The sequence below is a fragment of the Nostoc sp. genome, from assembly GCF_036919815.1.
Taxonomy (GTDB): domain Bacteria; phylum Cyanobacteriota; class Cyanobacteriia; order Cyanobacteriales; family Nostocaceae; genus Nostoc.
Genome location: NZ_JBALCE010000004.1, coordinates 37,592 through 50,406 on the forward strand (window position 1 = coordinate 37,592; position 12,815 = coordinate 50,406).

The following is a 12,815-nucleotide window of genomic DNA, read 5'->3' on the forward strand; positions in this document are numbered from 1 at the left end:
ATGCCTGAATAAATTTTCTAGATCAACTCTGAGTTTTTAGTCATTTCTAGCATAAAAGCCAAGCGATCACTTTGAACAGCCTTAAATATGCTGTTCGCCACCCTCGCTTGACTTTAGGAGCATTGAATTCTGCATTTGAGTAGTATAATTGTACCATGAATTCCTCAAATAGAAAAAATTATTGGCAAAAATTAAGTCTTGACGTGAGATGGAAAAATACCGGGGTGGACAAAATTTGCGGCGCGTAGTCCATAAACAGTTGATATATTTTCTTAAAACAGCGAAACATCCATTTGTTGGTAGCGCATACCCTTTTTTATAAGTGTGTCATTTTTTAATCCAAGTAATTGCTAAAAATAAATTTAACTTTTGCAAAAACTCTAGGTAAAATACATAAGCCTCATCCTTTTTCGTCAAAATCATGGGCAACACTTTTGGTGATCTATTTCGGATAACTACTTTTGGCGAGTCTCACGGCGGCGGTGTGGGAGTTGTGATTGATGGTTGTCCTCCACAACTAGAAATTTCGGCAGAAGAAATTCAAGCAGAACTAGATAGAAGGCGTCCGGGACAAAGTAAAATTACTACCCCTCGCAAAGAAGCGGATACCTGCGAGATTTTATCAGGGGTATTTGAAGGCAAAACACTAGGAACGCCTATAGGAATTTTGGTACGTAATCAAGATACTCGTCCTCAAGATTACGACCAGATGGCCCAGAAGTATCGGCCTTCTCATGCGGATGCAACTTATGATGCAAAATATGGGATTCGCAATTGGCAAGGTGGGGGTAGGTCGTCAGCGCGTGAGACAATTGGAAGAGTAGCAGCAGGTGCGATCGCTAAAAAAATTCTCCGTCAAGTCGCCAATGTCGAAATTATCGCTTACGTTAAGCGCATCAAAGACTTGGAAGGTGTAGTTGATCCAAATACTGTCACCTTAGAACAAGTGGAAAGCAATATCGTCCGTTGTCCCGATGCTGAATGCTGCGATCGCATGATTGAACTAATTGAGCAAATTGGTAGACAAGGGGATTCTATCGGCGGTGTCGTAGAATGTGTGGCGCGAAATGTGCCGAAAGGTTTGGGCGAACCAGTATTTGATAAATTGGAAGCTGATATCGCTAAGGGTGTGATGTCTCTCCCTGCCAGCAAAGGCTTTGAAATTGGTTCCGGTTTTGGCGGAACGCTACTAACCGGAATTGAGCATAACGACGAATTTTATATTGATCAAAATGGTGAAATCCGCACATTAACAAACCGTTCTGGTGGTATTCAAGGCGGTATTTCCAACGGGGAAAATATCATTTTGCGAGTTGCATTTAAGCCGACAGCAACAATTAGAAAAGAGCAGAAAACTGTAACTCGTGAGGGCGAAGAAACGCTATTAGCAGCCAAAGGACGCCATGATCCTTGTGTATTGCCGCGTGCAGTTCCAATGGTTGAGGCAATGGTAGCGTTAGTGCTGTGTGACCATTTGTTACGGCATCATGGGCAGTGTAAGGTCTTGTAGGCACTACACTTTGACTTCCAAAAAATATTTATTTTCCTGGGGTAAGTATCTGACTCGCCCTGTGTACTTATACGCGAGTGCCTAAGCTTATACTGTTTGACTTTAATTATGATACAAATACGTTGGTAGGGGCACGGCAATGCCCATTAGTGTCAACTTAAAGTAGAAGTTAGGTTTAGCAAGGGTTCCAGGGTTGCCCTCATCCCCTAACCCCTTCTCCCAAGATGGGAGAAGGGGAACTGGAGAATTTTCTCCCCTCTCCCAATATGTGAGAGGGGCTGGGGGTGAGGGCAAAACTCATACAGTCAGAAGATTTCAGCTTAAGTTGACACCAATGGATATCGCATATACCAGCGCATAACAGTAGAATAATCTTGTATATTAAGTGCCGCCATCAGAAAATAGTTACTTGCGGTTTATTAACGGCGTATCTTTCGCTGCTGAATTATCTGCTTTCTGCACTTTTACCAGACCAGGACAGGTTTTTGCAACCCAACCGTATTTATTTTCAAGCTCATCTGCAAAATATAGGTTGTTTAAGCAGATATGTTCTTAAGACTTAAGTAGGTAGGCAGAATAAAAGCCAACTATGTAAACTTATGTAAAGTACCAGAAAGGCTTTGAATATAAGCTTTTAAGCAATTTACATTTCTTAATCTAGTTGTATTTTTTAACGCCCACCTACTTATCCTAGCAACTTATCGAGGTAGAACATGACTCAGATATTACGCCCTTGCCAGAAATGTTTGAGGAAAAGCCTTTTCACATACATCTATATTAGCTTGAGCTTATTGTTATTGATGCCTACAACAGCCTTAGCTGATGGGAACAATAATTCTAACGATCCCCCACCTCAGACTACAGGAACTTCAGGTGGCTCTAGAGGATGCGAAACTCAGTCCGAGACATCTTCAAGTAGCATTCCAGCCATCATTTTGCTTGCACCTTCCCAAATTTATGGGCAAACTTTGGCAACCCGTCTTACATTCGCTTGGTTTATCAGCAATTCTGCCTCCTCGCAAATGGAGTTTCGGCTTTATGAGTATGACCAAGCTAGCAAACAATCTAAGTTGGTAAAGGAGATTAAAGACGAAAGTTTTAAAAGTTCACCAGGAATTATGATGCTATCTTTGTCCAGTCCAGAATTGTTAGTTGGTCAAAGATATCTTTGGCAAGTCGAATTAGTCTGCGACGCTAATCGCCCGTCAGGTAATCCATTTGCTACAGCTGCGATGAAAGTAGTTTCACTTCAACCAGATTTGCAAAAGCAACTCTCTCAAAGTAATGATGTTTTAACTAAGGCAAATCTCTATAACCAAGCTGATTTGTGGTACAACAGTTTAGAAATCGCTTTAATCTCAAAAGATCAGCCGAGGCTGAGAGAATTAAAGATATCTCTTCTAGAAAAGGTAGCAAATGGATCTGAAACAGGACTAAAAGAACAAATCCAAGTAGAACTTACAAAAAGCGCAATTCATCAATTGCAGCGCTAGTATAAACGTTTGAATTTCAACCAAAAAGCACTTAAAAATTTCGGTTCTATCGCTCCCCTTATTAGAGTTAATAAAAGGAGCTATAGAGCCAAAATTTCAAGACAGTGATTAACTATTCACTATTCACTGATTTAAAGCCAGTTACCAATGAGAATGAATGGTGCCCAGTATCCAGGGTGACTTTCGAGTTGCTGCTGATGCGTTTTTAGCCAAGCTATTTGAGTCGCCTGTAAAGCTCTAGCCTTACTTAGTCCACTGTGCCAGTTTTGATAAAATTTGGCTATCAGTTGCGCGGTTGCGGCATCATCAATTTTCCATAGAGAAGCCATAGCACTTTGAGATCCGGCTTGGATGGCGATACCAGCTAGACCTAGAGTTTCACGATCGCTACCTACTGCTGTTTCACAAGCTGTCAAGGTCAGTAACTCTATGGGATGATTGCGATCGCGAGTATTACTAATTAGTTGATAAAGGTCGCTGATTGTCAATTTTTGATTATAAGTCTCAGGTCGGCGAGATTTTTGATAATTTACTTTAACTTTTTTACCTGTCACCAAGAACGTTTCTCGATCATCAATACCAAACTTGCCATGTGTTGCTAGATGAATTACTGGGTAAGTATTTTTTGCTAACTCTTGTTGCAAGCGCTCAGTTGTAAAATCTTGATCCAATAAGCCCATGCTTTGAGGTAAACTCTTTGTAATGGTTTTCAGCTCTAATTTCACTTGACTAAGCGGCTGAAAAAATTTTGCCCCCGCATCCGTTTCAACGGTAGCTGCTTCTGTCAAGCCGAAAGCCAATACTCTTAATTCTTGAGGGTTATAGCGGATTGGATTGGTTAGAGTTAGTGCTGGGGTAGTGGCGATCGCATACTTTTCAATCAAGAATTGCTTGCCGTCAAACAGCGCCCCCATTGGGATACTCCGAAGAATTCCATCTTGGATAAATACTAAAGTTTCGATTTTATCTGTTTCTAAATCTTTGATAAAAGGACGAATAAACCAGTCATACACTTGTTGAGCTTTAGCTTGATAACTGTTTTCTAAATCGGAACGTTTTTCAAGTTTTACTCGCAGGTCACTGATTACATCTTTGACTTCCTGACTCTTAGCAGGTACCCAAAAAAGTCGTGATTTAAATTTTTTCTGCTCGTCAGCCAAGGTAAGAATGATCGCTAGGCGGTCTTTCAAGATAATCGAACTCAAGACAGCAGTGTTTTTCCCGATTAATGGCACTGGTTGCTGAATCAGTGCTAAAGCACAATCATTACCTAAATAATTTTGTAGTTCTGCTAGCCTTAACTCATCTATTCCGAGAAGGACAAATTCCAAATTCTGTTGAATATCAGATTCTTGAACAAGATGCTCAGTTTGCTCTAGGCGTAACTCAAGTAACTCCCGGTAAACTGGTTCAATATTGTCTCGAAAATCAAATTGAAAATCTCGCTGTTCTAATGTCAGGTCGCTGCGGATACTTTTGAGGCTATCAACAGATTGTTCATAAAAATTAATCGCTTCTTTCACCCGACCTGTAGCTTTAGATAAGCGTGCCGCTTGCCAAGCCCACAAGTAAAAGCTTTCCTTTCTGACAGTGCCAATCAGCGCTTGTTGAGTTAAATTTATCGCTTCTTGATAATCTTGACGACATTCGTAAATATGTCCTAAGCGACCTTTGGCAAAGGATTCTCCCTCGCTATCCTGTATTTTTTGAGTGATTGCCACAGCTTTGTTGAGTAGTTCAACAGACGGGAGTAATGATTCTGACTTCAAGCATTGAGTTGCTGGGTCAGTTGTTACCGACTCGCTCTTTTGGTTAGCCAGTTGTAAAAGATTAGCGAGTTGAATCGCCCCATAAGCTTGCTCACGAGAGTCGGGCAATTGTTCCAAGACGACGATCGCTTGCTGTAATATATTGTTAACTATGGCTTTATCTTCAGGATGTTGGCGATCATAAAGCCTAACTAAACCTAGTAGCGATCGCAGTTCGTTTACTCTCTGGTTTTGGCTACGAGCTAGATTCAGACTTTGTTCAAAATATTGTGCAGCTTGGTTATCATCTCTAACAGTGTCTTGCTGGAATTTTTGGGCTGCTTTGCGATCGCCTACCTCGCTTGCAAATTCAGCACGACGCTGATTGCCCTTAGCCAGACTAACGTAGGTATTGGCTAAACCATTTAAAGTAGACGCTAGATAAGTTTGATTATTGATGCGCTTGGCGATTTCATAGCTATGTTCAAAATCTTCAATAGCTTGCTTATACTCGCCTTGGAGACGATGAGCATTTCCTAAACTGCCCCAAGCGGCGACTTCGCCCAGAAAATCTGAGTGGCGGCGGGCAATTTCTAAAGCACTATCCTGAGTACATGGCAGATTGATTTGATTTTGACCGCACAAAATCGCAATTGCTCGTCGGTGCTGTCCCAAGCTACTGTAGAGTTGAGCCTGTTCTGTCAGCATCCGTCCGACTTTTATCGGCTGGTTTGTTTGACGATAGTAAGCGATAACTTGCTTTAATTGCGCGATCGCTTCCGGTATCTGACCTACTTGTTGATATGCTCTAGCAAGGTATGTAAGGACACTTATCTTATCAGATAAATTACTGTTATGCTCTTGAGAAGAAGAGAGAGCTTTTTGCCAAGACTTGATTGCTCCTTGAATATCGCCAGCTTGATATAGCTCAAGTCCTTGCTGCGCTAGCTGTGTTAAAGCCGACGATTTAGCTGTTGCGATCTCTGCGATTCCCTGATGCCCAATTGTTAGGGAAGGATACGCTAACCACAAGCATAAGGTTAGCGTCGTGAGAAACAGAACTGCCCAAACGCGACGAATACGGTATGGCAAGCGTTGCATGATGGCACAAACTAATACTTTCAGAAGTTAATTTCTTACTTAATCAGCGATCGCTTTAAGCAATTTACAGTTTTGGTGTTGCGATCGCATAATTAAATACAGTATTTTATCAGCGAATGTCTTGTCAAACTCAAGGCGCTAAAAGTTGAGACCCTTGTATCGACTTATGAAGTAGAGCAAGTTAGTAAAGAATACCAGCAAATCCTCTCTGATTTCTCAAAAATTGACTGTTGAACGAACCTATAAGCGCTCTCAGCATAGGGAAAAATAATTAATCCTGGTAATTAGTGTTTTTTTGCGGTTTAAGTAGAATGCATCGACCTGCAATGCCAACGCATCAACCTGCAATGCCAATGCATCGACCTGCAATGCCAATGCATCGACCTGCAATGCCAAGGCATCAATCTGCAATGCCAAGGCATCAACCTGCAATGCCAATGCATTGGTATCACCTTAAGTTACATCAGTGCGGTCAAAGAAAAATTTCCAATTGCCTGGATACAAAAATCGTTGTCGCCAATTACTTGCTACAGGCCAAGTCAACTCACAGACAATGCCTTGTGGAGAGTGAGGAAATCGTCGAAACTTACCTCTCAATTTTCGGGCTAAATCTTGAGCTTGGTCTGTTCCTCGTCCACCACTTTGATAGCTAGATTTAGATATAATTCCCGATCCATTATCAATTATTTGCAGACAAAACTCCTTCGCCGATCGCATACAAATAACATCAAGACGGGTAGCTCCTTGCGAATGTTTGCCGACATTACATAAAGCTTCTTCCAAAAATAGATACAGGCTTCGCTTTTGATCTGTATTTAAATAGCAATCTTCTAGTGGCTCAAAATTAGGAGGAATAAAACTTTGGATTGTTTCAAATCCTTGAAAGTTTCTTCTTAAGGTACTGTCGTAAATATGATAAAGTAACTCAGCAATTGGAGTTTGCAGATCGAGAATCTCATTCCCCTCCAAATAGAGACTGTTATGACGACTAAGCATTTCTTGACTGAGATAATCAGGGATACTTCGTAACTCCCGATTCACTTGTTCAAGTTGCGATCGCAAGTTCTGTGTTTCTATCTCTTCTTCGCCAAGACTCCTTAAAATTACAGCCAGAGTTTGCAGAGGTCCATTATGGATTGTCTCAAAACAGCGCTTGAGAGTTAGACTGCGTTGTTCGAGTAATGTTCTTAAATCTTGGTCGAAAAAAGATGTTGTCAGTCCGGCACTTGCTAAAGCTAACAAGGTTGGTACTAAAGGAATCCACCAACCCACAACTAGGAGAATATAACAAATTCCCACAAGTCCGATGCTAGTTAACCCCAGGCTCAACAGTGTTTTTACAGGAGATTTCAGGATTAAACCCAGAATTATCCCAAGTAAACCCCAAGCTAAAATCCATAAATATTCCCAAAATTTTGGCCACACTTTTAACAGTGGTCGTCTGTCTAAAACATTACTAATAATTTGGCTGGTGGCATGGGCATGAATCTCTACACCATAAATCCATTGATACTGATTAGCAGAATTTTCAAATCCTAAATCTTTAGTATAAAATGTACGTTTGACTGCTGAAGTGATAAATCTATCTTTAATACTGGAGGCTGTCATCCCCACAATCACGACGCGATCGCTAATCCAATTGGGATCAAATTTTTTAGTGAGAACATCTCTCAAAGATAAGATCCGAAAAGGTTCAGGATCAGAGCGAAAGTTTAATAATATCTGAAAGCCATTAGCATCACTTCCCACATATCCGCCAGAATTGGGGAGAAAGCGAACTAGCCGACTCGAACCAAACCGGATCGGATCGTAAGAATGACTGCCATGAGCAAATACAATTCCTTGTTCGCGCAAATAGAATTGTGCTAAACGCAGAGGTAAGGAGTATTTAAGTTTTCCTGTGTAAGTCTTGCTTGCCATCAAGCTTCGGCGTAGCTTGCCATCAGGGTCAACTATTACATCTGCAAAGCCGACTCGTTCGGGAGGTAATTCAGGTGGTGGCTTAACATTAAAAGTTCGCTTCTGATTTAATGAAACTTCAACTCCAATGATATTTGGATTTTCTCTCAAGGCAAGTCCGAAGTCTGCACGCTCGGAATTACTATCTTTATCCTTAAAAATATCCAGACCGATGACTCTAGGTTTGTAAGTATGTAGAATCCTCAGCATTTTAGCAATGTCTTTATCCGGTATGGGATAGCTTCCTAAATAGTTAATATCCTCTTCATCAATGCCTATAATTACCACCCGTGGATCGGTAGCTTCATTAGGCCGCATTCGCAGCAATTGATCGAATACAAGCCACTCTTGCGATTGCAATAATCCTATTGAGCGAACTAGCACAATAAACAGGATTATTGAGAGTCCTGGCAGCACTACTTCTCGCCAGGGTTGCAGTTGTCTATAAACTTTTTTCCAAAAATTGCCTTTGATAGTAAACGCAAACTTCATCAATTAATTAATCCGATTTTTCTAGCTGCGATTTCAATTTGAATTCTTAATTCTTTACCGGGTTCGTCGTAGACACACAGAGAATCTTGCAGTCTAATCCAGTAATTTCTGACAGTGCGATCGCTTACTAGCATTTTTTGAGCGATCGCTTTATCTGTCAAGCCTTCTTGATATTTCAGCGTCAGTACCTCGATCCATTTTCGGTCAAATTCTGGGCGCGATCGCAGTTCTGAAGATAAATAAATAGAGCCGCGCAATGCCAAGTCAACTAACTTCAACATTTCGCGGATCGGCAAAGACTTATCCATAGCTGCAAAGCCACCCTCATAAGCATTAATTATCGGTTTGAGACGTACTAAGGGTTTGATATTGGTACTTAACACCACTAAGTTAGGGGCAAGAGGGCTTTCCATCAAAGTTTTGCTCAGTTGCATACCAACTTCAACCTGAGCTGGAGCTTGAGGCTTTCCTGGCAGACATAAATCTACAATTAGCAAGTCTGGGTGGTGGCGTTCAAATAGCTGATACGCAGTTTGGGCATCCTGAGCTGCGAAGATTTCCGCTTCTGGATATTTCTCTTTGAGCGCTGGAATTGTACCTTGAAGAATAGCTTCGTGGTCGTCAACAACTAAAAATTTTTGCAAAGTTTGCTTTGAATCTCGGTTCATAACTGGTTTACTTTTTAATGTATTTATTAAACCTACCAAAACTATCGGAGGTCTAACTTTTTATGGACAGAAATTAACTTGCCATTTAAGTAAAACTTATCGTTAAAGACTAGGATACGAATAATCAACTGACTGCGTGTTGCAGATTCAGGAATTTAGTTTTCCAAAATTGGAAAATTAGCACCTTAGTTAAGGAATATGACAATTTATGAAACTTGATGACATAGTATGATTACTGGTTGTGAGGAGTCTATAAATCTTGTGAAAGCTAAATTAAGGGGTTATCAAAGCTGGGAATCGCTGCTATTTGGTTCTGGGGCGATAACTATAACGGGATGCTGTGCTTTTCTCATGACTAGCCCCATCTACGCCCAAATTATTCCTGATAATAGACTTGAGGTAAATTCCAGCGTCGCGCCAGGATGCACAGCTTGCAAGATTGAAGGTGGAACAGTTCGGGGTAGCAATCTATTCCACAGTTTTAGCGAGTTTTCTGTACCTACAGGCGGGGAGGCATATTTTAATAATACGACGCAGATTCAAAATATCTTCACTCGCGTTACAGGTAACTCAGCCTCAAATATTGATGGGTTGATTCGGGCAAATGGCACTGCAAATTTATTTTTAATCAATCCGAATGGAATTATCTTTAACTCCAATGCCTCCCTGAATATTGGCGGTTCTTTTATTGCAACTACAGCTAATAGTCTTAATTTTAGTGATGGGATTAAATTCAGTGCTGTAAATTCTCAAACCCCACCTTTGCTGACTATCAATGTACCCATTGGCTTACAATTTGGGACGAATCCAGGAAATATTCAGCTACAAGGTTCTAATTTAAAAGTTAATCCGCGTCACACCTTAGCACTTGTAGGCGGTAATGTGCAGCTTAATGGTGGTCAACTCCTAGCTTCGGGTGGAAATGTGGAGTTGGGAGGTATGGCAGACACTGGTACAGTTAGTATGAGTATTAATGGCTCATACCTTGGTTTAAGTTTTCCTAATGGCGTTGAACGAGCTGATGTATCTCTGGGCAATGGCACTGATGTCAATGTACTCGGTGGTGGGGGTAGTATTGCGATCAATGCCCATTCCTTGGATATGACTGGAGAAAATACACAGCTACAGTCAGGGATACCATCAGGGCTGGGTTCTGTTGACTCACAGGCGGGAGATATTGAAATTAATGCAACAGAGACAATAAACCTGAATGGAAGTAGTATCTCTAATACGGTGCAATCAACAGCTGTGGGTAACAGTGGCGACATCAATATAACGACCGGATCGCTTTATGCCAGAAATGGCGGTCTACTGAATACCCAAACCTCTGGACTAGGGAATGCTGGCAGTATAAACATAGTTGCCCGTGATACCGTTTCCTTTGATGGGGCGACTAGCTTCAATAGACCCAGTGCAGCATCCAGCGCTCTACGACGAACAGCCGAGGGCAAAGGTGGCAACATCAACATTACAACTCGGTTACTCTCTGTTACCAATGGTGGTGAGCTGGTTGCTACCAACTATGGTGGAAAGGGTGATGCAGGTAGGGTAGATATCGATGCCCGCGATACCGTTGTCTTTGATCAAGGACTTGGTAATATCCCGACTGGAGCATTCAGCAATGTGTTCCCAGACGGGGTGGGCAACGGTACCAGCATCAATATTACCACTGGGTCACTTTATCTGAAAAATGGCGCTGTATTGAATGTCACAACCCAAGGAAAAGGAAATGCAGGCAATGTAAATATATTTGCCGACGATACAGTTTCCTTGGATGGGATAAGTGCCAATGGCACAAATGTCACCACGGTAGTCAGCGGAGTGCAGAGAGGAGCCGAAGGTCAGGGAGGCAATATCAAGATCACAACTGGGTCACTCTCTGTTACCAATGGTGGTGAGTTGGTTGCTACCAACTATGGTGGAAAGGGGGATGCAGGTAGGGTAGATATCGATGCCCACGATACCGTTGTCTTTGATAAAGGACTTGGTAATATCGCTACTGGAGCATTCAGCAATGTGTTCCCAGACGGGGTGGGCAACGGTGCCAGCATCAATATTACCACTGGGTCACTTTATCTGAAAAATGGCGCTGTATTGAATGCCACAACCCAAGGAAAAGGAAATGCAGGCAATGTGAATATATTTGCCGACGATACAATTTCCTTGGATGGGGTAAGTGCCAATGGCACAAATGTCACCACGGTACTCAGCGGAGTGCACAGAGGAGCCGAAGGTCAGGGAGGCAATATCAATATTACCACTGGGTCACTTTATCTGAAAAATGGCGCTGTATTGAATGTCACAACCCAAGGAAAAGGAAATGCAGGCAATGTGAATATATTTGCCCGCGATACAGTTTCCTTGGATGGGGTAAGTGCCAATGGCACAAATGTCACCACGGTAGTCAGCGGAGTGCAGAGAGGAGCCGAAGGTCAGGGAGGCAATATCAAGATCACAACTGGGTCACTCTCTGTTACCAATGGTGGTGAGTTGGTTGCTACCAACTATGGTGGAAAGGGGGATGCAGGTAGGGTAGATATCGATGCCCACGATACCGTTGTCTTTGATAAAGGACTTGGTAATATCGCTACTGGAGCATTCAGCAATGTGTTCCCAGACGGGGTGGGCAACGGTGCCAGCATCAATATTACCACTGGGTCACTTTATCTGAAAAATGGCGCTGTATTGAATGTCACAACCCAAGGGAAAGGAAATGCAGGCGATGTGAATATATTTGCCCACGATAAAGTTTCCTTGGAAGGATCGGGCAACAATGGAAGCCGCAGTCAATTACTCAGTACTGTGGAATTGACAGGCGTAGGCAAGGGGGGCGATATTAATATTACAACCAGGATGCTGTCTTTGAGGGATAGGGCTAAAATAACGGTCAGCAGTCAAGGGTCAGGAATTGCAGGCTCATTAATAGTTGAAGCTAACTCTATCGATCTTGACAACCAAGCAACAATCAGTGCTGACACAAATGGAGGACAAGGAAATATTAATTTGCGATCGCAGGACTTGTTGCTCCTACGCCGAGGTAGTAGCATTACTACCAACGCTATGGGTAATGCCACTGGTGGCAATATTACGATTGATACCCATAACCTAGTCGCTGTTCCAAAAGAAAATAGCGACATCAGTGCTAATGCTGAAAATAGCTTTGGTGGTCGAGTAATTGTCAATGCTTCTGGCATCTTTGGCATCAAGTTTCGTTTACAACCCACGCCATTAAGTGAGATTACAGCTACTTCTGCTCGTGGTTCTGAGTTCAATGGCGTAGTGCAACTCAACACGCCTGATGTTAACCCTAGTCAAGGCTTAACTGCTCTGCCCACAAACATCATCGATACTTCACAGTTGATTGCCAATAGTTGCATTGCAGGGAGTAAACGACCAGAAGGGAAATTCATCATCACGGGGAACGGAGGTTTGCCAGTGATGCCAGATGACCCCTCAATTGCACCCTATCCAACTTATCAGATTCCAACTGTCCAGAGCGCAAGTATCTCAACGTCACAAGAAAACGCTCTCGACCCCGAAAACCCTACTACTAGCAGCAAACCTTACCATTCCGTTAAATCTGCGCCACTGATTGAAGCTCAGGGATGGATGTACACAGCTAATGGTGAGGTGATTCTCACTGCCTCTGCATCTACTGTCCCTCCTCACAGTTTTTGGCCACAACTGCCTACCTGTTCGGGTTCTTAAGAAGTTTTAGTTATCTTCGGAAATTGGTTTTCCAAAATTGGAAAGTCAATTTCCTAACTTGATGATGTGCGTCTGATCAAATTTATCTATTGTAAAGGAGTTCAGTGAAGGCGAACACCTAAAACGCGATCGCCGC

The 12,815-nt window shown here is 42.3% G+C and carries 7 protein-coding genes; 3 read left to right on the forward strand and 4 right to left on the reverse strand.

The genetic code is table 11. The annotated features are described in order from the left end of the window. The first annotated feature begins 421 nt into the window (after positions 1-421). Positions 422-1,510 (forward strand): chorismate synthase, encoded by a 1,089-nt coding sequence (gene aroC / locus V7K15_RS00660; protein ID WP_334902086.1) that lies wholly within the window; start codon positions 422-424, stop codon positions 1,508-1,510. Between the two features lie 713 nt (positions 1,511-2,223). After that, positions 2,224-3,003 (forward strand): DUF928 domain-containing protein, encoded by a 780-nt coding sequence (locus V7K15_RS00665; protein WP_334902088.1) that lies wholly within the window; start codon positions 2,224-2,226, stop codon positions 3,001-3,003. Positions 3,004-3,134: 131 nt separating this feature from the next. Here V7K15_RS00665 and V7K15_RS00670 read toward each other — a convergent pair whose 3' ends face one another. From V7K15_RS00670 to V7K15_RS00685, 4 genes are all read right to left on the reverse strand, one after another. Continuing rightward, complete coding sequence (locus V7K15_RS00670) at positions 3,135-5,852, reverse strand: CHAT domain-containing protein (RefSeq protein WP_334902090.1); 2,718 nt, start codon at positions 5,850-5,852, stop codon at positions 3,135-3,137. A 252-nt stretch (positions 5,853-6,104) separates the two neighbouring features. Next, on the reverse strand, positions 6,105-6,290 hold the full coding sequence (locus V7K15_RS00675) for a hypothetical protein (RefSeq protein ID WP_334902092.1): 186 nt from the start codon (positions 6,288-6,290) through the stop codon (positions 6,105-6,107). 15 nt (positions 6,291-6,305) lie between these two features. After that, positions 6,306-8,303: a sensor histidine kinase gene (locus tag V7K15_RS00680; RefSeq protein WP_334902094.1), complete on the reverse strand. Its 1,998-nt coding sequence runs from the start codon at positions 8,301-8,303 to the stop codon at positions 6,306-6,308. Continuing rightward, positions 8,303-8,971: a response regulator transcription factor gene (locus V7K15_RS00685; protein WP_334902096.1), complete on the reverse strand. Its 669-nt coding sequence runs from the start codon at positions 8,969-8,971 to the stop codon at positions 8,303-8,305. The genes V7K15_RS00680 and V7K15_RS00685 overlap by 1 nt, the downstream gene beginning before the upstream one ends. A 261-nt stretch (positions 8,972-9,232) precedes the next feature. Between V7K15_RS00685 and V7K15_RS00690 the strand changes: the two genes are divergently transcribed. Beyond that, a complete protein-coding gene (locus V7K15_RS00690) occupies positions 9,233-12,679 on the forward strand; it encodes a two-partner secretion domain-containing protein (protein WP_334902097.1) in 3,447 nt (1,148 codons plus the stop codon). The last annotated feature ends 136 nt before the right edge of the window (positions 12,680-12,815 follow it).

What these genes read in the sequence shown, in the direction of transcription:
- aroC (WP_334902086.1), top strand. Translation starts at nt 422, where the DNA reads ATGGGCAACACTTTTGGTGATCTATTTCGGATAACTACTTTTGGCGAG.
- V7K15_RS00665 (WP_334902088.1), top strand. Translation starts at nt 2,224, where the DNA reads ATGACTCAGATATTACGCCCTTGCCAGAAATGTTTGAGGAAAAGCCTT.
- V7K15_RS00670 (WP_334902090.1), bottom strand. Translation starts at nt 5,852, where the DNA reads ATGCAACGCTTGCCATACCGTATTCGTCGCGTTTGGGCAGTTCTGTTT.
- V7K15_RS00680 (WP_334902094.1), bottom strand. Translation starts at nt 8,303, where the DNA reads ATGAAGTTTGCGTTTACTATCAAAGGCAATTTTTGGAAAAAAGTTTAT.
- V7K15_RS00685 (WP_334902096.1), bottom strand. Translation starts at nt 8,971, where the DNA reads ATGAACCGAGATTCAAAGCAAACTTTGCAAAAATTTTTAGTTGTTGAC.